At 50.3% G+C, this 23,384-nt stretch carries 23 protein-coding genes; 16 read left to right on the forward strand and 7 right to left on the reverse strand.

Annotated elements, in window-relative coordinates; genetic code table 11:
- Positions 1–19: 19 nt before the first annotated feature.
- The 6 genes from AC5FX6_RS19815 (at position 20) to AC5FX6_RS19840 (ending at position 5,677) form a co-directional block, all read left to right on the forward strand.
- Entirely contained in the window at positions 20–982 is a 963-nt protein-coding gene (locus AC5FX6_RS19815) for a CPBP family intramembrane glutamic endopeptidase (protein WP_493598692.1), read from the forward strand.
- 45 nt (positions 983–1,027) lie between these two features.
- The gene (locus tag AC5FX6_RS19820) at positions 1,028–1,855 is read left to right on the forward strand and encodes a phosphatidate cytidylyltransferase (RefSeq protein WP_493598693.1); all 828 of its coding nucleotides are present in this window, start codon (positions 1,028–1,030) and stop codon (positions 1,853–1,855) included.
- A 96-nt stretch (positions 1,856–1,951) separates the two neighbouring features.
- On the forward strand, positions 1,952–3,226 hold the full coding sequence (locus tag AC5FX6_RS19825) for a Glu/Leu/Phe/Val family dehydrogenase (protein ID WP_493598763.1): 1,275 nt from the start codon (positions 1,952–1,954) through the stop codon (positions 3,224–3,226).
- Between the two features lie 121 nt (positions 3,227–3,347).
- On the forward strand, positions 3,348–4,031 hold the full coding sequence (locus AC5FX6_RS19830; RefSeq protein ID WP_493598694.1) for a phosphatidylserine decarboxylase family protein: 684 nt from the start codon (positions 3,348–3,350) through the stop codon (positions 4,029–4,031).
- A gap of 247 nt (positions 4,032–4,278) precedes the next feature.
- Positions 4,279–5,091 (forward strand): metallophosphoesterase family protein, encoded by an 813-nt coding sequence (locus tag AC5FX6_RS19835; RefSeq protein WP_493598695.1) that lies wholly within the window; start codon positions 4,279–4,281, stop codon positions 5,089–5,091.
- Between the two features lies 1 nt (position 5,092).
- Positions 5,093–5,677 carry a hypothetical protein gene (locus tag AC5FX6_RS19840; protein WP_493598696.1) on the forward strand — a complete coding sequence of 195 codons (585 nt, stop codon included), beginning with the start codon at positions 5,093–5,095 and terminating at the stop codon, positions 5,675–5,677.
- A 235-nt stretch (positions 5,678–5,912) separates the two neighbouring features.
- On the opposite strand, the gene AC5FX6_RS19845 is transcribed toward AC5FX6_RS19840, so the two are convergent.
- Together AC5FX6_RS19845 and ribD are read right to left on the reverse strand one after the other, a co-directional pair.
- Positions 5,913–6,395 carry a GAF domain-containing protein gene (locus AC5FX6_RS19845; protein ID WP_116545075.1) on the reverse strand — a complete coding sequence of 161 codons (483 nt, stop codon included), beginning with the start codon at positions 6,393–6,395 and terminating at the stop codon, positions 5,913–5,915.
- 78 nt (positions 6,396–6,473) lie between these two features.
- Positions 6,474–7,526 (reverse strand): bifunctional diaminohydroxyphosphoribosylaminopyrimidine deaminase/5-amino-6-(5-phosphoribosylamino)uracil reductase RibD, encoded by a 1,053-nt coding sequence (ribD, locus tag AC5FX6_RS19850; protein WP_493598697.1) that lies wholly within the window; start codon positions 7,524–7,526, stop codon positions 6,474–6,476.
- A gap of 146 nt (positions 7,527–7,672) precedes the next feature.
- Here ribD and prmC point away from each other — a divergent pair, with 146 nt between their 5' ends.
- The 5 genes from prmC (at position 7,673) to rfbA (ending at position 12,485) form a co-directional block, all read left to right on the forward strand.
- Positions 7,673–8,527 carry a peptide chain release factor N(5)-glutamine methyltransferase gene (gene prmC / locus AC5FX6_RS19855; protein WP_493598698.1) on the forward strand — a complete coding sequence of 285 codons (855 nt, stop codon included), beginning with the start codon at positions 7,673–7,675 and terminating at the stop codon, positions 8,525–8,527.
- A gap of 314 nt (positions 8,528–8,841) precedes the next feature.
- Positions 8,842–9,867, forward strand: coding sequence for a UDP-glucose 4-epimerase GalE (gene galE, locus AC5FX6_RS19860; RefSeq protein ID WP_493598699.1), 1,026 nt, complete (start codon positions 8,842–8,844; stop codon positions 9,865–9,867).
- Positions 9,868–9,877: 10 nt separating this feature from the next.
- Positions 9,878–10,927 (forward strand): dTDP-glucose 4,6-dehydratase, encoded by a 1,050-nt coding sequence (gene rfbB, locus AC5FX6_RS19865; RefSeq protein ID WP_493598700.1) that lies wholly within the window; start codon positions 9,878–9,880, stop codon positions 10,925–10,927.
- A gap of 18 nt (positions 10,928–10,945) precedes the next feature.
- Positions 10,946–11,497, forward strand: coding sequence for a dTDP-4-dehydrorhamnose 3,5-epimerase (rfbC, locus tag AC5FX6_RS19870; protein WP_493598701.1), 552 nt, complete (start codon positions 10,946–10,948; stop codon positions 11,495–11,497).
- 112 nt (positions 11,498–11,609) lie between these two features.
- Positions 11,610–12,485, forward strand: coding sequence for a glucose-1-phosphate thymidylyltransferase RfbA (gene rfbA / locus AC5FX6_RS19875; RefSeq protein ID WP_493598702.1), 876 nt, complete (start codon positions 11,610–11,612; stop codon positions 12,483–12,485).
- A 117-nt stretch (positions 12,486–12,602) separates the two neighbouring features.
- Here rfbA and chrA read toward each other — a convergent pair whose 3' ends face one another.
- Together chrA and AC5FX6_RS19885 are read right to left on the reverse strand one after the other, a co-directional pair.
- The gene (gene chrA / locus AC5FX6_RS19880; protein WP_493598703.1) at positions 12,603–13,772 is read right to left on the reverse strand and encodes a chromate efflux transporter; all 1,170 of its coding nucleotides are present in this window, start codon (positions 13,770–13,772) and stop codon (positions 12,603–12,605) included.
- 65 nt (positions 13,773–13,837) lie between these two features.
- Complete coding sequence (locus tag AC5FX6_RS19885; protein ID WP_493598704.1) at positions 13,838–14,821, reverse strand: isopenicillin N synthase family dioxygenase; 984 nt, start codon at positions 14,819–14,821, stop codon at positions 13,838–13,840.
- Positions 14,822–14,919: 98 nt separating this feature from the next.
- Between AC5FX6_RS19885 and AC5FX6_RS19890 the strand changes: the two genes are divergently transcribed.
- The 3 genes from AC5FX6_RS19890 (at position 14,920) to AC5FX6_RS19900 (ending at position 17,138) form a co-directional block, all read left to right on the forward strand.
- Entirely contained in the window at positions 14,920–15,756 is an 837-nt protein-coding gene (locus tag AC5FX6_RS19890) for a hypothetical protein (protein WP_493598705.1), read from the forward strand.
- A 159-nt stretch (positions 15,757–15,915) separates the two neighbouring features.
- Entirely contained in the window at positions 15,916–16,659 is a 744-nt protein-coding gene (locus tag AC5FX6_RS19895) for a PKD domain-containing protein (RefSeq protein WP_493598706.1), read from the forward strand.
- 47 nt (positions 16,660–16,706) lie between these two features.
- Entirely contained in the window at positions 16,707–17,138 is a 432-nt protein-coding gene (locus AC5FX6_RS19900; protein WP_493598707.1) for a hypothetical protein, read from the forward strand.
- Positions 17,139–17,200: 62 nt separating this feature from the next.
- On the opposite strand, the gene floA is transcribed toward AC5FX6_RS19900, so the two are convergent.
- The 3 genes from floA to proS form a co-directional block, all read right to left on the reverse strand.
- Positions 17,201–18,187, reverse strand: coding sequence for a flotillin-like protein FloA (floA, locus tag AC5FX6_RS19905; RefSeq protein ID WP_493598708.1), 987 nt, complete (start codon positions 18,185–18,187; stop codon positions 17,201–17,203).
- A gap of 9 nt (positions 18,188–18,196) precedes the next feature.
- Positions 18,197–18,670, reverse strand: coding sequence for an NfeD family protein (locus tag AC5FX6_RS19910; RefSeq protein ID WP_493598709.1), 474 nt, complete (start codon positions 18,668–18,670; stop codon positions 18,197–18,199).
- Between the two features lie 158 nt (positions 18,671–18,828).
- The gene (gene proS / locus AC5FX6_RS19915; protein ID WP_493598710.1) at positions 18,829–20,307 is read right to left on the reverse strand and encodes a proline--tRNA ligase; all 1,479 of its coding nucleotides are present in this window, start codon (positions 20,305–20,307) and stop codon (positions 18,829–18,831) included.
- Positions 20,308–20,492: 185 nt separating this feature from the next.
- Here proS and AC5FX6_RS19920 point away from each other — a divergent pair, with 185 nt between their 5' ends.
- Positions 20,493–21,779: a hypothetical protein gene (locus tag AC5FX6_RS19920; RefSeq protein ID WP_493598711.1), complete on the forward strand. Its 1,287-nt coding sequence runs from the start codon at positions 20,493–20,495 to the stop codon at positions 21,777–21,779.
- A 17-nt stretch (positions 21,780–21,796) separates the two neighbouring features.
- The gene (locus AC5FX6_RS19925; RefSeq protein ID WP_493598712.1) at positions 21,797–23,299 is read left to right on the forward strand and encodes an OmpP1/FadL family transporter; all 1,503 of its coding nucleotides are present in this window, start codon (positions 21,797–21,799) and stop codon (positions 23,297–23,299) included.
- Positions 23,300–23,384: the final 85 nt, after the last annotated feature.

Raw genomic sequence — 23,384 nt, forward strand, 5'->3', positions numbered from 1 at the left:
ATTAAACCTAATCTTCTCTATGAAAGGTTTCATCTCCGAAGGCAGGCACCCGTTTTTTGTCCTGTTGCTACTCCTGGGGTTTATGCTGTTGGGCTATTTTGTGGCTTCTATTCTGTTTATAGCCATGAGTCCGCTTATGGGAATAGAAGTGCTGGACATCACCAATCTGCTGGCAAATCCGGCTGAGAACCCAAAGGGTGCGGACGCACTGCTGGTCTTTCAGGGCTTCGTGCAGTTCTGTTCTTTTGTATTGGGTCCGCTGATTATGCTGCGCTTTATGAAGGTGAACATCGGCCACTACCTGAACTGGAAACTGCTGCCTATACCTACATTGCTCCTGCTTACGGGATTCCTGATAGTTTTCATCATGCCTGCCAACTCACTTATCATCAACTGGAACGCCGAGCTCAGCCTGCCTGACTTTATGAAGGGGTTTGAGGAGTGGGCCAGGGCTAAGGAAGATGAACTGGCGGAGCTAACCAAACTGATCGCTAACTTCGGTACGCTGCCACGGCTGCTGGCAGGCCTTTTAGTCATTGCCGTTATACCTGCCATTGGCGAGGAATTGGTGTTCCGGGGGGTGCTGCAGCGCCAGTTGCACCGCTGGTCCGGCAATGCGCATGTTGCCGTATGGGTGGCTGCCATTGTTTTCTCGGCTATACATGTGCAGTTTTTTGGTTTTGTGCCGCGTGTGCTACTGGGCGCCTTATTCGGGTACCTATACCTGTGGTCGGGCAACATTTGGGTGCCGATTGTGGCGCACTTCTTCAACAACGGCTTCACAGTATTCTTGCTATACCTGCAGCAGACAGGCGCTATCGACTTTAATGTCGAGTCAACGGAGCCTATGCCGATTGTGGCTATTTTGATATCGGCGGTACTGAGTGCTGCGCTAATCTATTACCTTTACAAACAATTTATGCTGACGCCCACACGCCCTGAAAGTATAGCAGAGGCTGCAGAAGAGCGGCAGAACCAATAATTCAAGACGAACCACCCGGCTGATGCTGCCGGTAACCTGTTACGCATGAGCACCAAGCTATCTGCCCTTAGTAATTTACAGCAACGCCTGATTGTAGGAGTATTAGGGGCGGCTCTCTTTATCGGAGGTATCATCTTCAGCGAGTGGACCTTCTTCATCCTGTTCCTGGGGCTCACCGTGCTGGGCACGTTAGAGTTTTACAGACTGGCGGGTACGGCAGGTATAAAAGCCAACAAGGTATATGGCACCCTGCTGGCGGCTGGCATCTTCATCGCTGTTTTCCTGATTGATAAAGAGTACATGCCGGCCGAGCTGCTATACCTGGTGCTACCTGCATTATTCTTCATGTTTGTGCTGGAACTGTACCGCAAAGAGCCGCAGCCTTTCACCAATATCGCTTTCACCTTGTTGGGCGTACTCTACATCGCCGTGCCTTTTTCACTGTTCCAACTATTGGGTTACCTGCAGGGCGAATACAGCTGGCAGCCTATTCTGGGGCTGATGCTGCTGATCTGGTCATCTGATACGGGAGCCTATATTGCCGGTAAAAACTTCGGCAGGAACAAGCTGTTTGAGCGTATCTCTCCGGGCAAGACCTGGGAGGGCTGGGTAGGCGGCACCATCCTGACGGTGCTGGTTGGTTGGGGACTCTCCATGTTCTTTCAGGATCTGGAACTCTACCAGTGGATAGGCGTAGCTATTATAGTATCAGTTTTTGGTGTGCTAGGCGACCTGGTGGAGTCTTTGCTCAAGCGCAGCCTGGGCGTAAAAGATTCGGGTACGCTGCTACCCGGGCACGGCGGCATTCTGGACCGCTTCGACAGCCTGATATTGGCCATTCCGTTTATCGTCGCATTCCTTAAAACTTTCTAAATTATTGTTGATTAAGGTGTAGGTATGTGTAAATAATATTTACATAACTTTACCGCCATAATTGTTAATCACTGATTAATTCAAAAGATTAAAATGATGTTATACAAAGAGCCTGCACCGATCAAGGATAGAGAAAATCCTTTCGAATCGATGATGTCGCGTTTCAACATCGCGGCAGAGGTACTTGGGCTGGATGAGGAGGTTTACAATGTCCTTAAGACTCCAACGCGTCAGGTAATCGTGAACGTGCCTGTAACGATGGACGACGGCAAAGTGCGTGTGTTTGAAGGTTACCGCGTTATTCACTCTACAATCCTTGGTCCATCAAAAGGTGGTATCCGTTTCGCTCCGGACGTGTTCCTGGATGAGGTGAAGGCCCTGGCTGCCTGGATGACCTGGAAGTGTGCCGTGGTAGACATCCCTTACGGTGGTGCTAAAGGTGGTATCATTTGCGACCCTTACGCAATGTCTGCTGGTGAGATGGAGCGTCTGACAAGAGCCTATACCCAGGCTTTGATCGATATATTCGGTCCTGACCAGGATATACCTGCTCCGGACATGGGCACAGGCCCACGCGAGATGGCGTGGCTGATGGACGAATACTCTAAAACCAAAGGATCAACGGTACACGCTGTAGTTACTGGCAAGCCATTGGTACTTGGTGGTTCATTGGGCCGCGTAGAGGCTACTGGCCGTGGTGTGATGGTATCGGCGATGGCTGCTATGGAGAAGCTGGGCATGGACCCAAGCAAGTCTACGGCAGTAGTGCAGGGCTTCGGTAACGTAGGTGCCTGGGCTGCTAAGCTAATGGCCGAGCGTGGTGTGAAGATACTGGGTGTGAGTGACGTAAGCGGCGCTTACTGGAACGACAACGGCATCGACATCGAAGAAGCGATTGAATATAAGAACAACAACAACGGTCGCCTGGAAGGCTACAAGAACGCTGAGAAGATAAGCAACGACGAGCTGCTTATCGCGAAAGTGGACGTGCTGGTGCCAGCTGCTGTTGAGGATGTGATCACGATCAAGAACGTAGACCAGATTCAGGCACGCCTGATCGTGGAAGGTGCTAATGGTCCTACTTCTTACAAGGCGGACAACATCATCAACGAAAAAGGCATCATGGTGGTACCGGATATCCTGGCTAACTCTGGTGGTGTGACCGTGTCATACTTTGAGTGGGTGCAGAACCGCATGGGCTTTAAGTGGACGCTGGAGCGTGTAAACACACGTGCCGAGCGCATCATGAACGAGTCATTTGAGCGTGTGTATGCTGCCTCGCAGAAATATAATGTACCGATGAGAATCGCGGCCTACATCGTGGCAATCGACAAAGTAGCCATGACCTACAAGTATCGCGGCGGATTCTAAACAAAGATTTTTATTAAAATAAACGAAAGTTTATATATTTTTGAAGCAGATAATAGCCCATCTACGAAACTGGATGGGCTATTATAAGTTATATAAGACCTGTAGCATTTAGTTTTCACGGATGAAAATTCATAAGGAAGGAAGAAGGATTTTATTTTTTACATTGCTGATTTTGCTGGTACTCAACCTGTTGCTCTACAATTTCAACGCAGATAACAATACCTTCAACAAGATTTTCTCCGGTGTTTCAGTTGTTCTGTTCCTGCTCATCCTGCAGTTTTTCCGCAGCCCATACCGCAACCTGTTATTGCACGAAGACCTGATCGTGGCACCCGCCGACGGTAAGGTGGTTGTGATCGAGGAGGTAAAGGAGACGGAATATTTTAAGGACAAGCGCAAGCAGATCTCCATCTTCATGTCACCGATCAACGTGCACATCACCCGTAACCCGGTTTCAGGCATTGTGAGTTACTTCAAGTATCATCCGGGTAACTACTTTGTAGCATGGCACCCGAAGTCAAGCACGCAAAACGAGCGCACGACGGTAGTGGTAGAGTCTACCGCTGGTCCTGAGGTGCTATTCCGCCAGATTGCCGGGGCGATGGCCCGTCGTATTGTGTGGTATGTGAACGAAGGCGACGAAGTAAGCCAGGGCGAGGAGTTCGGCTTCATCAAATTCGGTTCACGCGTCGACATCTTCCTGCCACTGGACACCGAGGTGAAAGTGGAGCTTGGACAAAAGACCAAAGGCGGCCAAACCGTCATTGCCCAGCTCAAAACCGAAACGCCGACATTCTTCGGATAAGCTTTTAAACCATTCCTATACCTTACAAAAGGTATGAAAAGGCCAGTCTAGGATCAATACTAGGCTGGCCTTTCTACTTTTAAACAACTTATACTATTCTTCTTAAATAGCCAATTCCACTCCTTTAAAAGCTACAGACGTAGCGCTATAGCAGTATTGATCGTCTTCGTGCCATTAGCTGTACACTAACATTCTCCTGTATCTAGCGTTAGCAGATTAGAGAATAACTGTGCCGCCTGAGGCGACTATGAAACATACCTACTACCTACTACTAATACTGAGCCTAGGTTTGCTGGCCTCTTGCGATGAACTGTTTGAATACCATCCGAATCAGATCATACTAAATGAAGATGAGCGCAACCTTACCGCACGCAACCTGGAGCGAATGCAAAACCAACATCCCGGTGATACACTGCACCTGCTCTTGATGGGTGATACCCAGCGCTTCTATGACGCGGCCAGTGCCTTCGTTGACAAAGCCAATACCTTCCCTCACATCGATTTCGTTATCCATCAGGGCGATATTTCTGACTTTGGTATGTCGCAGGAGTTTCGGTGGATTCAGGATATCATGAAACGACTGCAATGGCCATACCTGACTGTGATCGGAAACCACGATATGCTGGCTAATGGGCGCAAGGTATACCAGCAGATGTACGGTGACTTTAACTATGCCTTCGACTATGGTCATACCCGCTTTGTGTTTTTAGACACCAATAGCCTTGAGCACAATTACAATGGCAAAGTACCTGATATAGATTGGCTGGGCAGGCAACTACTGAGGCAGGAAAATGATAAATGGGAGCAGGCTATCACAGTGTCACACATACCTCCCTACGATGCTGATTTTGACTCTAATTTAGAGAGCGCCTTCCATCAAACGCTGAAAGACAGTGAGCGTGTGCAGTTGAGTCTGCACGGGCACATTCATAACTTCAGAGCCGATTTTCGCTACGATGATTCAGTGCTATACCTGGCTACATCGACTGTGAAACAACGTGAATTCACATACCTCAAGGTATGGGTAGGAGGGTATAGTTACCAAAGAGTTGCTTACTGATATGAAGCGGTACTTTATACTATACCTTGCAGGCCTGCTGCTCTTGTTAAGCCCTCACGCCGCTAATAGCCAGGAAAGAGCATTTTCACCGTATCATGCCAAGGTGCAGTATGCAGGTAGTATCGGGTTTGTGTCGGCAGGCATTGGGCGCAGTTTCTTTCGTGACAAGTTGGAAACAGACTTGTTCATAGGCTATCTGCCAGAGCGAATCGGCGGAGATCATATTTGGACGGCTGCCCTGAAAACTACATTTATCCCTTTCAAGCCATTACCCATCAAGTCGCTGGATTGGCAACCACTGCGCACCGGTCTGCAACTAAGCCATACCTTTGGGAAAGAGTATTTTATCTTTGAGCACCATGACAAGTATCCCAAAGGCTATTACGGCTTTCCGACGGCGATGCGCCTCTACTTATACCTGGGCGGCCAGGCAGACTTTTCACGTGTAGATAAACTGCAACGGGTTGGGGTGTATTATGAAGTAGGCACAAGTGCAGAGTACCTGATCTCGTATATTCAGAATCCCCGCTACCTGGGTCCGGGCAAGATTTTCAATCTGGCGCTGGGTATGCGGGTGAGGTTGTAAAAAAGCCCCTATACCTTTCCGATATGATGGGGAGGTATAGGGGCAGTGCCATCCAAATAATTATTTGTGTCATTTCGACCTTCGGGAGAAATCTGAGATACGGCGGAGGCCGAAAATGACCTAGGATTCTCCATACTGTCGGGATGACAGATTAAATTGATTTCCCATGACGTTTACGGTGTTAGGTATAGGGGCGCGGAGTACAACCGGAAACTGAAGCTGCGCAGCAAAAGGCCTAATACCAGCTCTCCACCAGCTTCATCAGCTGCTCCAGATATTTCTGGTCCACTTCATCAAAATCATTGAGCTTGTCGCTGTCCACGTCCAGCACCAGCTTTACCTCACCGTCTTTAATAACCGGTATCACAATCTCTGACTTAGAGTCGCTGCTACAGGCAATATGGCCCGGGAAAGCCTCTACGTCAGGTACCAAGATAGTTTCGCGGCGGGTATAGCAGGCACCGCACACACCTTTGTGATAAGGTATACGGGTACAAGCCACCGGCCCCTGGAAAGGACCCAATACGAGTTGTCCCTCTTTGTTGAAATATACGCCTACCCAAAAGAAGCCCATACCCTGACGCAGGGCGGCCATCATGTTGGAGAGGTTCGCAATCAGATCGGTTTCGCCGGTTACCAATGCCTCGATCTGAGGAACAAGGGCTTTGTATTTTTCTTCTTTGCTTAGGTTCTGGTCTACAATTAGTGATTCAGCCATAATAGGGATTGTATAAGTATAAGTGTGCAACGGAGGAAATCTATACCTGGTAAGCAGTATAGCGCCCCGGCGCAGGGTTTATAAGTTAAGTTCTGAAATACTGTTTCGGTAATGCAATAGTCTGTCGGAACCCGCGGACTGCATTTCGAGCAGCTGTCCCTGTGCCATACCTGGAGCCGGAGTGCCATCACGCAACACACGGGTCTGGCTCTTAAAACAGATAGCTTCGTCCCACAGGTTTTCCTTCAACAGACTTTTGAGCAGGTAAGTGCCGCCTTCTACAAGCAGCGATAATACCTGGCGCTGGTGCAAGTCTTGCAATAGCTGTGGCAGCAACGGCTTGTCTTCGTGGAGTTGCACATATTGCAGATTCTCGTGCTGCTGTTCCAGCTGTTTGTAGGTATACACAACGGTCGGCAGACTCTTGTCAAACAGGTATAGATGGTCGGGTAGTTGCAGTTTGCGGTCAATGACCACACGCAGCGGACTGTGGCCGGGCCAGAAACGGGTGTCGAGTCGAGGGTTGTCGCAGGCTGCCGTGTGGCTGCCCACCATGATTGCCTGCTCTTCGGAACGCCACTTATGCACCAGCCTTCGCGATAAGGGGCCACTGATCTGTACCTGCTGGTTGTTGGGTCCGCTAATAAATCCATCTGCCGACTCTGCCCATTTCAGCAGAATGTAAGGACGCTTTTGGGTATGGAAAGTAAAGAAGCGCTTGTTGAGCTCCAGCCCTTCACTTTCCAATACGCCCACTTTTACCTGTGCTCCCGCATCAAACAGTTTCTTGATGCCACGTCCTGCTACTTTGGGGTTCGGATCGGTGTTGCAGATGACCACATCGCGCACACCGCTGCTAATCAGCAGGTCGGCACAAGGCGGAGTTTTGCCAAAATGCGAGCAAGGTTCCAGCGTCACGTATACCCGGCTTTTAGGCAACAAGCTTTTGTCTTGTATACTAGCTATAGCATTGACTTCGGCATGTGGGCCTCCAAACTTACGATGCCAGCCCTCCCCAATAATGCGTCCTTCGTGCACCACCACGCAGCCCACCATGGGGTTGGGATAGGTATAGCCGCTGCCCAGTTTGGCCAGTTCCAGCGCACGTCGCATGTAGATTTCGTCAGACAAGTTTAAGAGTTTAGGTATTAGAGAGTTTAAGATTCAGAACGATAAAACTATACGCCCCAGGAGCGACTTGATTTAACATTCGTGACTTATACGCAATAAAACTTTACTTTTGCAAAGGTACCTAAAATCACACAAAACCTATACCTGTGGCCACCATACAGCAAACAGCAAAATACATCCGTGAAAGCATACAGCATGCCTATCCTGAACCAGAGGCTGGTGCCATGGCGCAGCTGGTACTGGAGCATGTGCTGCAGAAAAGCCGGATGCAGTTGAGCCTGGCACAGCAGGAGGAAGTCAGTGAAACTCAGGAAGCGCAGATAAAGCAGGCTGTAGAACGTTTGCAGCTACATGAGCCAGTGCAGTATGTGCTCGGCACAGCCCATTTTTATGGTCTAGACTTGCAGGTAGATGAACGCGTGCTGATACCTCGTCCCGAAACGGAGGAACTGGTAGATTTGGTAGTGCGCGAGCACCAATGCCGTAGCAGCTTGCAGGTGCTCGACATCTGCACAGGCAGTGGCTGTATCCCTTTGGCACTGGCCGCTAATTTACAAGTTCATAAGGTGTATGGACTGGAGGTTTCGGAAGGCGCACTGAAAGTGGCCCGCGCCAATGCCCGTCAACTGAAACTGCCGGTGGCCTGGTTGCAGCAGGACGTATTTGAGCCGCTCCTGGGTATAGCCTCCCATTCCTTAGATATTATTACCAGCAATCCGCCCTATGTAAAGGAGCAGGAGAAAGCCTTAATGCGAGCCAATGTACTGGAGTTTGAGCCCCACCTGGCACTGTTTGTGTCTGACGAAGACCCGCTGAAGTATTACAGGCGCATTGCTGAAATAGGAGCAGAGCTTCTCAAAAAAGGAGGCCGGCTATACTTTGAAATAAATGAGAAGTATGGCGAGGAAGTGCATGCTCTGCTGCTAAAGGCAGGATTTACACAGGCGCAGGTAGTGCAGGATCTTTTCGGGAAGGACAGAATCGTGAAGGGTGAGCTTTAAGTGTAACGCTCAGGCATCTTTCTCTCTCAGCGACCCAAGTCGTGATGCTTATGTCAATAAATACATTTTAATATTATATTTTTGTGCTAACCCGTTTTGAAGCAAATCAGCTTGTAGAAACGGGAATAGTTGTGGTCTAGCGCTTAAGCTATAGGTGAAGGTGCTAGAAACCAATCTGAAGTGTTTATCGCATACCTAGGAAGTGATCACTGCTCTGACAGCGGTCAACTAAAATTTATATATTGTTAATCTGTAGTTCGTCGGTAGCGGCTACAAAACAGGAAAGCTTACTCATAAGCTTGAAAACAAATCGCATGAAGAAAATACTAGTAACCGGAGGGGCGGGCTACATTGGATCCCATACCGTGGTAGAATTGATAGAGGCAGGTTACGAACCTGTCATCATCGATAACTTTTCTAATACCGAAGAGCGTTCCCTGCAAGGCATAGCCGATATAGTGGGCCGCGACGTGACCTGTCACCGCATCGACTGTACTGATATGGAGGCGCTTCGTAAGGTGTTTGAAAATGAAACAGGTATAGCCGGTGTCATTCATTTCGCCGCATACAAAGCTGTAGGCGAGTCTGTGGAAGAGCCGCTTAAGTACTACCACAACAATGTGGGGTCACTGGTAGCCATTTTACAAGTAATGAAAGAGTTCAAGGTAAATAAGCTGGTATTTTCCTCATCCTGCACAGTATACGGAATACCTGAACAGCTCCCGGTTACTGAACAAACACCTGTACAGAAACCTACCTCACCATACGGCAATACCAAGAAGATCTGCGAAGAAATTTTATCAGACTTGGCAACAAGCGGCAGCGATATGTATACCATTGCCCTGCGCTACTTCAATCCGATTGGAGCGCACCCCACTGCTAAGATAGGCGAACTTCCATTGGGTGTTCCAAACAATCTGGTGCCTTTCATTACCCAAACAGCTGCAGGAATACGCCAGGAGCTTACTATTTTCGGTAATGATTATGATACCACAGACGGTACCTGCATCCGCGATTACGTGCATGTGGTAGACCTAGCTAAGGCGCATGTCGTGGCGATTGAAAGGCTCTTGTCTGACAAGGCTGATCATATCGAGTTTTTTAATGTAGGCACAGGCACAGGCAACACGGTGCTAGAGGCAGTGCAGGCTTTTGAGCATGCCACTGGCGAAAAATTGAATTACAAGATCGGTCCTCGTCGTCCGGGTGACGTGCCGAAAATATATGCCGACGTAACCAAAGCTATTGAAGAATTAGGCTTTAAAACGACCAGTACCCTGGAAGAAGCTATGAAAAGCGCCTGGGACTGGCAAATGCATTTAAAGAACACATCAGAATAACCTTAACAATATGAACTTACTTATTACTGGCGGAGCGGGCTTTATCGGCTCGCACGTGGTGCGGCTTTTCGTGGAGACCTACCCGCAGTACAACATCTTCAACCTCGACGCTTTGACCTACGCGGGCAACCTTGCCAACCTTGCCGATGTGGAGTCGAGAGAGAACTACACCTTTCTGCGCGGCGACATCACGGACGCGGCCTTCCTGGAGCAGATCTTCGCCGAGCACAAGTTCGAGGCGGTGGTGCACTTGGCGGCCGAGTCGCACGTGGACCGCTCGATTGCCGGGCCCATGGCCTTCGTGCAGACCAACGTGATGGGCACGGTGAACCTTTTGGAGGCCTGCCGCAGGGCTTGGGCGGGGGACTTTGAAGGCAGGCTCTTCTACCACGTCTCCACCGACGAGGTGTATGGCTCGCTGGGCGCCGAGGGGCTCTTCACCGAAGAGACCGCCTACGATCCGCGCTCGCCCTACTCGGCCTCCAAGGCCGCCTCGGACCACTTCGTGCGCGCCTGGCACCACACCTACGGGCTGCCGGTCAAGCTCAGCAACTGCTCCAACAACTACGGCCCCCACCACTTCCCCGAGAAGCTGATACCGCTGGCCATCCACAACATCAAGGCCTCAAGGCCCGTGCCTGTGTACGGCAGGGGCGAGAACGTGCGCGACTGGCTCTACGTCAAGGACCACGCGCGGGCCATCGACGCCATCTTCCACCGGGGAGCGGTGGGGGAGACCTACAACGTGGGGGGCGTGAACGAGTGGCGCAACCTGGATCTTGTAGAGCTGCTCTGCGATGTGATGGACGAGAAGCTGGGCAGAGCTCAGGGAGAGTCGCGGAAGCTGATCACCTTTGTCAAGGACCGGGCCGGCCACGACGCCCGCTACGCCATCGACTCCTCCAAGCTGATGGAGGAGCTGGGCTGGGAGCCCTCGGTGACCTTCGAGCAGGGCCTGCGCAAGACCGTGGACTGGTACCTGCAAAACGAGAGCTGGCTGGAGGAGGTGACATCAGGCCACTACCAGCAGTACTACGCCCAGCAGTACGGGGAGAGATAGGAGAGGAACAGCATACAGATGAAATTAATAGAGAGATACCTGGGGGACTGCCTGCTGCTTGAGCCGGCGGTTTTCTCAGACGAGCGAGGCTACTTCTACGAGAGCTTCAACGAGGACAGGTTCAACGCCCTGGCAGGCCGCACCGTGCGCTTTGTGCAGGACAACCAATCGTATTCTACCCGCGGCGTGCTGCGGGGACTGCACTTCCAGCGCGCAGAGCACGCCCAGGCCAAGCTGGTGCGGGTGCTGAAAGGGGAGGTGCTCGACGTGGCCGTGGACATCCGGCCGGAGTCGGCGACCTTCGGGCGGCACTTCTCAGTGGTGCTCAGCGCCGAGAACAAACTGCAGCTCTTCCTCCCGCGCGGCTTCGCCCACGGCTTCGTGGTACTGAGCGAGCAGGCCGAGTTCTTCTACAAGTGCGACAACTACTACCGCAAGGAGTCGGAGGGCAGCATCCACTACGCCGACCCGGAGCTCTCGATCGACTGGTGCCTGGACCCGGCCGAGCTGATCGTCTCAGGGAAGGACCGCGAGAGCGCGACCTTCGCCGAGTACAGGCAGAGTTTTTAAGGCCTGCCCGGCAAGGCGAAGAGCCATTGCCGGGGATTTTATTACCTTTGCACGGGCGGCCTTGCGTACAGAGACTGCCCGGGAATCAAACACAGAAACTGACTGAAGACAAATGAAAGGCATCATCCTGGCCGGAGGCTCCGGCACCCGCCTGCACCCCTTGACGCTGGCCGTGAGCAAGCAGCTCATGCCCGTCTATGACAAGCCCATGATCTACTACCCGCTCTCGACACTGATGCTGGCCGGCATCCGGGAGATTCTGATCATCTCCACGCCGCATGACCTGCCCATGTTCGAGCGCCTGCTCGGGGATGGTTCAAGAATCGGCTGCAAGTTCAGCTACCAGGTGCAGGAGGTGCCCAACGGGCTGGCGCAGGCCTTCGTGCTGGGTGAGGAGTTCATCGGGGAGGACAAGGTGGCCCTGGTGCTGGGTGACAACATCTTCTACGGGGCGGGCATGAGCCGCCTCTTGCAGGCCAACGCCGACCCGGACGGGGGCGTGGTGTACGCCTACCACGTCCAGGACCCGGAGCGCTACGGGGTAGTTGAGTTCGACGAAAGCGGGAAGGCCGTCTCGATTGAGGAGAAGCCAAATGTACCAAAGTCAAACTACGCCGTGCCGGGTTTGTACTTCTACGACAATGACGTTGTCGCAATCGCCAAGGCGCTCGAACCGAGCCCGCGGGGCGAGTACGAGATCACCGATGTCAACCGCGAGTATTTGCGCAGGGGCAAGCTGAAGGTGGGGGTGCTCAACAGGGGCACGGCCTGGCTCGACACGGGCACCATCCAGTCGCTGATGCAGGCGGCCACGTTTGTGCAGGTGATCGAGGAGCGGCAGGGCCTCAAAGTGGGCTGTATCGAGGAGGTGGCCTGGCGCATGGGCTTCATCAACGACCAGCAGCTGCGCGAAATAGCAGAGCCCCTCCGCAAAAGCGGATACGGCGAGTACCTGCTCCGCATCATGAAAGAAAAGGCATTTCGGTAGGTATACACAAAACTCAACTTAAATCATAAAGCTGCCTGTGCAAATGCATGGGCAGCTTTTTACTTAAATAGAGCCTGATATGAGGTACAGCGCAGCTTATATTTAGGTATGGCGCTGCTAGAAAATAAAGCCCAGAGCAAAACCCACTAGAATGAGAATAGGCGCAGGTATACGGGTGAAGAGAAGTAGGCAAAAGGTGGCCACTACAATTCCAAAGTTAAGGGGAGTATTATCAATAGGGCGATAGAGCATAACGGCCGCAGCTACTACCATACCTGAACTAACAGCACTTATACCTTCCAGCGAAGCCCGCACAACTCTGTATTTCTTGAGGTCATCCCAAAAGCGAATCACAAAGAAGATTAGGAAAGTGCCGGGTAGGAAAATGCCAACTGTGGCAACCAGTGAGCCGAGTAATTGCCCCCACACACCATGCTCGCGCATAGCCAGGTTGCCAATAAAAGAGCAGAATGAAAAGACCGGTCCGGGAAGGGCTTGTACAATGGCAAAACCGGACAGAAACTCTTCCGCTGATAAGTATTGCTTAAAGTCAACAAACTCGGTGAACATAAGGGGAATCAGTACCTGACCGCCGCCAAATACCAGGCTTCCATTTCGGTAAAAGTTCTCAAACAGCCTGATGGGGAGTGACGACGTTGCTCCACCCAGCACAGCTGCCGTGATCAGCACACCTACATAAAGTACAAAGTTCGCCCACTGAATGTGTAGTTTCTTATCCTTTTCCTGTGGGTGCTGTCTGAAGCGGAGCGCCGTGATAGCTCCTCCTGCCAGCAGCAACAACGGATATACCCAGGGAGAGTGAAAAAAGTAGGCCAATATACCTGACACTACCATGATACCGATGGCCAGCTTGGTATTAACTACTTTGATACTGATCGCATAGGCCGCATACGCAACGAAGCCTACCGCCATGGGTTGTATAAAGCGCAGAAATTGAAGTGAAATGTTATTCTCCTGCAAATAGGATATACCTATCGCAGCAGCTGCCATGATGCTGGAGGCTGGCAGCAGCCATACCAGTAGCGTCAAGTAAGCCAGATTAGGGCCGCCAATACGATAACCTATAGCTGTTAGAGTTTGGGTAGAGGTAGGGCCAGGCAGAATCTGACACAGGGCGTTAAGCTCGATCAGCTCTTGCTCGGTCAGGTAGCGGCGCTTTTGCACCAGCAGCCGAAACATCATAGCAACATGCGCCTGCGGACCGCCAAAGGCCGTCAGGGCGAGCAACAGTACGTCTTTCAGAAAGATGTAGTAGCGCAGACTCATGCCGTAGGTTCAAAAAAAGAGAGACAGCGCGAACACCATCTCTCTTTTTACTGGTTTCAATTCAGTTAAGCTTTTTTAAGTCCCAGCTCTACCAGGCGCTCATTCAGGTACTCACCTGCAGTCGCATCCGGATAGGCTTTTGGGTTCTGCTCATCTATGCAGCTTTCCAGGCAAGTCAGGTCCATTTCTGAACGCGGGTGCATAAAGAACGGGATAGAGTAGCGGGAAGTGTGCATCAGCTCACGTGGCGGGTTTACTACACGGTGAATAGTCGACTTCAGCTTGTTATTGGTCAGACGGGCGAGCATATCGCCTACGTTTACTACTACCTGCTCTGGCAGGGCCGTGATCGGGATCCACTTGCCATCGCGGCGCAACACTTGCAGGCCGTCGGCGCTGGCGCCCATCAGCAAAGTGATCAGGTTGATGTCACCATGCTCGGCAGCACGAACTGCGTCTGCAGGAACCTGGTCAGGGTTTTCGATCGGGAAGTAGTGGATAGGGCGCAGGATGCTATTACCGTACTTCACTTTCTCGTCGAAGTAAGTTTCTTCCAAACCAAGGTGAAGAGCGATGGCGCGTAATACCTGCTTGCCGGCAGCTTCCAGTTTTCTGTAAGCCTCAAGCGTTACTTCCTCAAGCTCTGGCACTTCTGATGGCCAGATGTTTGCCGGATACTCTTCTTTGATCGGGTCACTGTCCGGAATACCGCTCAGCTCCTGACCTACGTGATAAAATTCTTTCAGGTCACCGGTATTGAAACCTTTGGCCTTTTCCTTACCCTTGCCCACATAGCCTCGCTGGCCAGCAAGTTCCGGATTTTCATATTTTTGCTTAACCTCATCCGGTAAGGCAAAAAATTTCTTAACGGCTGCATAGAGTCTTTCCGTCAGGTCATCGCTCAGGCCGTGGTTTTTCAGGGCGATAAAGCCAATGTTCTGATAAGCGTTCCCCAGTTGCTGCACAAACCGCGCTCTGCTTCCTTCATCTCCCGATGTAAAATCAGCTAAGTCCAATGAAGGAACTTCATCAAACAAAATCTCGCTCATATAGTCTTTTTTGTATACTTTTACGTTAATATTACGTAGTGCGCAATATACAAATAAAATCAGTATATTGGCTATTTGCTAATTCAAACCCTCTTTAGATGAAAAAAACCTACTTACTCTTCGCTTCGGCCCTTATGCTGGCATTTGCTTCCTGCGATACGACACGCCAGATGCAGGATGACGAAACGCGTACCCCTGTGATGGCAACTACTACAGGACCAACACCTACCGGAGCTGTTATGAGCAAGGGCGGATTGCGTGTATTCGCTTTCGACGATTCACAGAAATATCCGGAGTCACAGCTTCGACTGAATACTCCTCCTGCAAATGGTGTGGTACAGCCAGGGCCGGTAGAATTTTCATATGAGCTTTCTAACTTCCAGTTGACCCGTATGACGCCGCATTCCAATTCGGAGTTTATGGCCAATTCGCAGGAAGGGCAGCACATCCATAACATCGTAGACAACGAGCCTTACACCGCTCACTACGAGACTTCATTTACAAAAGAGATGGAGGAAGGCGAGCACGTGGTACTTTCATTCTTATCGCGTTCTTACCACGAGAGCCTAAAGCATAGAGGTGCTTACGACCTACGCATGGTAACTGTGGGCAGACCGCAGCAGCGCATGGAGTTTGACATGAAAGGGCAGCACATGTTCTACAGCCGTCCGAAAGGCGAGTATGTAGGCAGCGACACCCGCCGCATTATGCTGGACTTCTATCTGGTAAACACTGACCTGTCAACTACTGGCAATAAGGTGCGTGCTACGATCAACGGTAACGAGTTTGTGTTAGACAAGTGGATGCCACATATCATCGAAGGTTTGCCAATGGGCGAAACAACCATCAAACTGGAGCTGATCAACAATGCCGGTGCTGTTATACCTGGTCCTTACAACTCAGTAACGCGCACTATTACACTGAAGGAAAGTTAAGATATCCTGTAACGGAATAAAGTTAAAAGAAAGCCCGCGAGCATCATCGCGGGCTTTCTTTTTGGTATGGTTTTGGCTATATAGTTTTGGATTAATATTTTGCCTGCTGCTGCATTAAGTAGCTGATGGGCACCAAAACCCTTTAACCGCTCCTACAACATGAGAAAACAACTACTTGCTGCCGTAGTGGCAATGACCCTCTTCACTTCCTGCAAAAAAGACGATCCCGTAGTTATACCCACACCTGAGTTTACTATTCCGGATGAGTTTTACATTACAGAGGAGTACATAAATATTAAAGATGTAAGCCAAGCTGATGCTTATAAGTGGGACTTAGGCAATGGCGAGACATCCACGCACCGGGTGCCTGACTCGTTTAGGTATAAAAAGCCGGGAAGCTATACTGTAAAGCTTACTACATACATCAATGGCCAAGCCAGTACAGTAGAGAAAGAAGTAAAAGTGGCTCAGTTGTATGCCTACGAGGTTCAACTGCGCAGCTATCTTGAAAACTATGCCTTAGAGGGGGGAGACTTATCCGCTCCATCACAAGGTAATCCTAATGTGTACTTGCAGGTGTCTGCGTATGAAAATAATACAGATCAGATTATATACAGGAGTGATACTCAGTATGATGTTTCCAGAGATCAACTGCCCTTGACTTTTGCAGTTGATCGAATACCCCTTGGCGGTGAATATTGGTCATACAACTACCCATTCTTTAATTTTTATGATCAAAATGAGGATAAGCCAGATAGACTCATTGCCCATAATAGAGTAGCTGGGGGCAGCTCTAGATTTCACCTTGATAAAGCAACCAGAGAAGGCCACTTTTCATACCAGCGCGGCACCGACGATTGGGGCTCGCATTTAGTAGTAAGGTTCAGAGCAGAGTTACCTTAAGAAGGTATGATCAGTATTGCTTTTTATAATCTGTTAAACGTTTAGAAATGAGGAAATTATTTCTGCTGCCGCTGTTGTTTATGCTACTCTCTTGTAAGAAAGATGCTGATACAGAACTAACTGTAAATGACCTGATAAAAGGAGATTGGACGCTGGTCTCTTACGAAAAGACCACTTATAATAAGTCTGGTAGCATACATAACCGCTCTACAGCTAGCCCTAGCCTGAGGTACAAGTTTGATGAGCAGAACTACACTCTATATGTCGGAAGCACTACTGAAAGCGGGCCTTATCGTATCTCAAAAAGGAACGGCAAAGATTATATTACCTTTTCTGATAAAGAGGTTGAAGGGCAGAGTGAAATCACATCTATATCAGCTAATAATCTTTTTATCACTTTTGAGTATCAGGGAGATGCTTACCCACAAGCAGGTTCAGAGTATAGAACAGTGATAGTGCAAGAGATTGAGCGACCATAGTTACTAAAGTAAAAGGGCCACCAATATTGGTGGCCCTTTTGCTTTTTTGTATTATTTGCCCTTTACTCCTTCGGCTTATTCTGCCCACTTTGTCCTGGACTGGCGATAGAGTTGCGCATATCGGTATCGCTTTGGATGTTCTGCATTTTGTAGTAGTCCATAATACCGAGGTTGCCACTACGGAAAGCTGCTGCGATGGCCTGCGGAATCTCTACTTCGGCCGCGATTACGGAGGCGCGGGCTTCCTGGGCTTTAGCCTTCATTTCCTGCTCCACGGCAACGGCCATGGCGCGACGCTCTTCGGCTTTCGCCTCAGCTACTTTCAAGTCGGCACCTGCCTGGTCAATCTGCAGTTTCGCTCCAATGTTCTCGCCCACATCGATGTCGGCGATGTCAATAGATAGGATCTCATAGGCAGTGCCAGCATCAAGACCTTTCTGCAATACTAGTTTTGAGATGATGTCCGGGTTTTCCAACACGCTCTTATGCGATACCGAAGAACCAATGGAAGTTACGATGCCTTCGCCCACACGTGCCAAAATGGTTTCTTCACCGGCACCACCTACCAGTTGCATAATGTTGGCGCGCACGGTTACACGGGCTTTGGCGATCAACTGGATGCCATCCTGCGCTACAGCAGCTACATTGGGCGTATTGATCACTTTGGGATTTACTGAGGTAGTCACGGCCTCAAACACATCGCGGCCGGCCAGGTCGATGGCAGTGGCTTGCTTGAAAGACAGTGGAATATTCGCCTTATCAGCGGAGATAAGCGCTTTGATCACATTCGGTACATTACCGCCAGCCAGGTAGTGGGTTTCGAGTTCAGTGGTAGTCACGTCTATACCTGCCTTGGTGGCATTGATCATGGAGTTCACGATGAGACTTGGCGGTACCTTACGGATGCGCATGAACACCAACTCCAGCAGGCCTACCTTAACACCTGAGAACAGGGCTGTGATCCAGAGGCTGATCGGCACGAAGTAAAGAAAGATAAGCAGCAGGATAATGCCGCCCGCAATCAGAAATAAGACTGAAAAATTTTCCATTGATTTGTTTTAGGTAATTGCTTCTACTGTGATTTTATTCGCTACTATTTTGATGATGCGTACAGGGGTGTTGGGTGCCAGAAAAGCTCCGGTAGTCTGTACCTCGTGGTGCCGCTCCTTAAAAATAGCCGTTCCTTGTGGGCGGAGCGCCGAAACGGTTTTACCTTCTTCACCCACCTCCAGCAAGTGCGGGTTTTCCTCATTCACCCGGCTTTTAATGCTGTCCTTGAGGGCAAACCGTGACCATGCCTCCGATCTGAAACTATAGAAAAGTGCCACTCCACCGGCCAGTACCGATCCTGCCAGCACCAGATGTCCGGTTTCCGTGCCCAGGGCGGCATAACTGATCCAGATGCCCACGACTACTAGTATAAAGCCCAGAATGCCAACAATGGTAACGCCCGGTACAAATATGAGCTCCACCACGATCAGAACAAGACCGATGCCGATCAGCAGTACTACTGTAAGCCAGTCTAAGAGCATAGTTTCGGAGTAGGTTTAGGTAAATATAGCGATTTTGCGATTGAATTACCTGGGTCGCTTCATTAATTTATACTGTGTGTAAAACAAAAAAGCCATCTCCCGAAGGAAATGGCTCTCTGTTTTCTGAATTCTGGTTTACGTCCAGGTATAGCCTTGGCTTAGTAAGCTTTTGCGAAGTATACACGCTGCTTCGAAGGCTTGCCCGTGATCATGTCTACGCCTTCTTCTTCCGGTGTATCAAGGGCAATGCAACGAATGGTCGCTTTGGTCTCCTCTTTGATACGCTCCTCCGTTTCCGGTGTGCCATCCCAGTGAGCCAATACAAAACCGCCCTTGGTCTCAAGCACCTGCTTAAACTCCTCGTAGCTGTCTACCTTCGTGGTGTTTTCCTCACGGAAGGTATAGGCACGGTTATAGATATTCTCCTGGATCTCGTCAAGCAAGGCAGGGATGTAAGTAGCCAGGCTATCGAATTGCTGTGTGCTCTTCTCTTTGGTGTCGCGGCGGGCCACTTCGGCAGTACCGTTTTCCAGGTCACGGGCGCCGATGGCCAAACGTACCGGCACGCCTTTCAATTCCCACTCGGCAAACTTAAAGCCAGGGCGCTCAGTGTCGCGGTTGTCAAACTTCACACTGATTCCTTTAGCTTCGAGCTCTTTCTTCAGTTGCAGTACTTTCTCGCTGATTTGTGCCAACTGCTCTTCGCCTTTGTAGATCGGAACGATTACCACCTGGATAGGAGCCAGTTTTGGAGGCAGTACCAGGCCTTCATCATCGGAGTGGGCCATGACGAGCGCACCCATCAGGCGCGTGCTCACACCCCATGAGGTACCCCATACGTGCTCCAGCCCGCCGTCTTTGGTAGCGAACTTTACATCAAATGCTTTTGCAAAGTTCTGGCCCAGGAAGTGCGAGGTACCTGCCTGAAGTGCCTTGCCATCTTGCATCAAGCCTTCGATGCAATAGGTGTCGAGGGCGCCGGCGAAACGCTCGTTTGGTGTTTTTACACCACGGATTACCGGTAGAGCAATGTATTGCTCAGCAAAGGTAGCGTATACCTCCAGCATCTGCTTGGTTTCGGCGATGGCCTCCTCAGCGGTAGCATGGGCTGTGTGGCCTTCCTGCCACAGGAACTCGGCTGTGCGCAGGAACAGACGCGTGCGCATTTCCCAGCGCACTACGTTGGCCCACTGGTTCACCAGGATAGGCAGGTCGCGGTAGCTTTGGATCCAGCCTTTGTAAGTGTTCCAGATCACAGCCTCTGAGGTTGGGCGTACGATCAGTTCTTCTTCGAGTCGGGCATTCGGGTCTACACGCAGTTTGCCGGGCTTGTCTGGATCGGCTTGCAAACGGTAATGCGTTACTACGGCACATTCCTTGGCAAAGCCCTCAGCATTCTGCTCTTCAGCCTCAAACAAACTCTTGGGTACGAACAGCGGGAAGTAAGCATTTTCGTGGCCGGTGGCCTTAAACATGTCATCTAGCTGACGCTGCATTTTCTCCCAGATGGCATAGCCGTACGGCTTGATCACCATACAGCCGCGCACGGCAGAATTCTCAGCCAAACCGGCCTTTTTTACCAGCTCGTTATACCACTGCGAGTAGTCTTCGCTTCTTTTTGGTAGCCCTTTGCTCATTATTTGAAAAAATTTATCTTATATCAGTAATTGTTAATCTTTTTGGAATGAATATTGCTTTCCACATAGGGAAGATTTAATATCATTCTGGCTCAAAATTACGTTAATATATTATACTATTGATAAGGTTTTGCGCTATTGTGTTTATATCTTTGATATAGAAGCATTTTTAGACACAGAAGGCCATGAAAAAATTACACATATACACCGCACTAGCCCCTGTGATTGCACTTTTTACGGTTGGTTGCAGTAGCCCGGTGGCTATGCAGTCGACGGAATATGATGATATGTACTATAGCTCATCTGACCGTACCGAATATGTGCAGCCCCAGGCACAGGCTTCCCAACAGCAGCAGTACACTCCAACTGAAGATAATCAGCAGGTCGTGACTGATGACGTAACTCAAAACTATACCGCCGACGAATATTACGATGGTCGTACCTACCGTCCGCAGGCTACCTGGAATAATCCAAACTATGCCTATGTGGACCCTTATTGGACATCGGCCTATGTACACCGCCGTGTTAGTCCGTTTTACGACCCGTTCTTCTATGATCCATTCTACGATCCGTTCATGTATGATCCCTTCTTTCATAGAGGTGGCATGCGTGTGAATATTGGATTGAGCATGGGCTGGGGGGCTGGCTGGAACCGATGGGGGCACCCTTGGGGACGGCCTTATGGTATGTATGATCCCTTCTGGGGCGGTGGCTACTGGCCGCACAATAACTATTATGCCGGCTTCTATCATGGGTATAACCGTGGTTTCTATGGTAACAACCGTTACATCTATGACCGCCCGGGTGTGGTGCAGCAGCGTCAGGTACAGTATGGACCACGCGGTGAGCGCAGTGTAGTGCCAGCCACAGGTAACCCAGAGCGAGTAACCGGACGTCCGAACAGATCGGAGTCTGTAAGGGACGAACAGCGTTCTACGCAAGGTGTAGACTATGCACGACCAGGCAGAACAGAACGTGCCACAGGCAACACGAATGTAAGAGGACAGGAAATGAATGCGGGTGAGAATACAGGCCGCACGTTACCGTCCAGACCAGCTACTACCAATCGTGGCTATGATCCGCAAAGTGGCCAGGTAAGGCCATCGCGCCAGCAGCCGGAAGGTCAGCAGCCAGTAGAGCGCATCAATCAGTCAAGAGAGCGTAACGTATCGCCAGCTACACAGCCACGACCAGTGGAGCGCCAGCAGCGTATTCAGCAGCCTACGCAGCGCCAGGAAAGAATCCAGCAGCCTGTGCAGCGTCAGCAAATTCAAAACCAGCCGGTGCGTTCGCAGCCTAGCTATCAGCGTAGCCAACCTGTGCAGCGTTCACAGCCAAGCTACCAGCGTAGTCAGCCAGTGCAGCGCTCACAACCGAGCTACTCACCACCAACCAGAAGTTCCGGTACATCTAGTCCTCCGGCACGAACTAACTCCAGTGGCGGTGGCCGCGGAAATAGAGGAGGAAACTAACCACAAACCACTGATCCATGAAAATAACTAAGATTGTTTCCGCCAGCCTGGCATTAATGCTGGGCTGGGGCGGAACCGCTTTTGCCCAAGACGAGGTAGACGCATTGCGCTACACCCGTTATGGTCTTACCGGCTCCGCACGTATCCAAGGTATAGGAGGAGCGCAAACGGCACTCGGAGCAGACATTTCTACCATGGCCTCCAACCCAGCCGGACTGGGCATGTTCAGACGCTCGGAATTTAGTATAACGCCTGGTCTTGGCTTCTCCACTTCAACCGGACGTGTTGGAGGTATCTCGACGAATGATGAACGCAATAGTGTGGGAGTGCCTCACATTGGATTTGTGTTCGCCGACCGCCAAAGTGACGAGAACAGCGATTGGCGCGGTGCCACCTTTGGTATCAGCTTCAGCAGGCTCAACAATTTTAACAACCGGACCTCATACCGCAACACAGCTGGCGGGCAAGACCCCACCATAGTTGAATACTTTACTGAATTAGCTAACCTGCGTGGTCGCACCCAAACTGATCTGGACAATGAGTTCGATAATGGATTCACTACCATGGAAGGCTTGGCTTACGGTACTTTCCTTTTTGATTTTGATGAAGACGGTTTTGCTATACCTGCCGAGCGGATTGGTAATATCAATCAGTCAGAGGAGATTATCAGAAGAGGTTCTCAGAATCAAATCGACATAGCCGGTGGTACCAGCTATCGTGATAAAATCTACCTGGGAGCATCACTCGGTGTTATTACGTCAGACTTCAGGCAGGAGCGCATCTTTAGGGAAACCGAAGAAAGCGCCAGTACCGATTTTACAAGTCTTGAGCTGCGTGACGAGTACAGAACGCGCGGCACGGGTGTTAATCTTAAACTAGGTATAATCGTTCGGCCATCCGATGTGATCCGGTTAGGCGCTTCTATCCAAACGCCTACGCTGTACAACTTCAACGAAACCTATCAGCGGTCTATGTATAGCCAGTTTTTGCCGGGTGAGAATTACAGTGCTGCAGAGTTGCCGGGAGAGTTCTCTTATAAGCTTACAACTCCTTTCCGTGCATCAGGTGGTGTGGCCTTTTTCATCCAGAAGTATGGCTTTATAGCAGCAGATATCGAGTATGTGGATTATGCCAATGCCCGCTACTCTGAAAGCGATGACTTTGGGGGTAATAGCACTTACTTCAACAGCGTGAATGACCGCATTTCAGGAACGTACCAATCAGCTCTTAATTTCCGGTTGGGAGCAGAAGCCCGCTACGAAGTATTCCGTTTCAGGGCGGGTTATGCCATCACTGGCGATCCTTACCGAAATGCCGATTTTGACGGTAAAATAAACACCTTTACCCTGGGCACAGGTATACGTCTGAACAGGTATTATGCTGATGTTGCATTTACCAGCTCCACAGCGAACAGCCTGTACAGTCCTTATAATTTTAACGACCCATCCGTGTTTGTACCTGTCGTGGATATTGAAGACAAACTGAATACAGTCATGCTGACTTTCGGCTATAACTTCTAGCAAAGAAGATTTTTTCCTGTTTTTAAAAAGGCGGTAGTCTCCAAAAGGGATGCCGCTTTTTTTGTGTCTATACCTGTGGGTGGTA

The sequence above is a fragment of the Pontibacter sp. LHS2 genome (assembly GCF_058932845.1).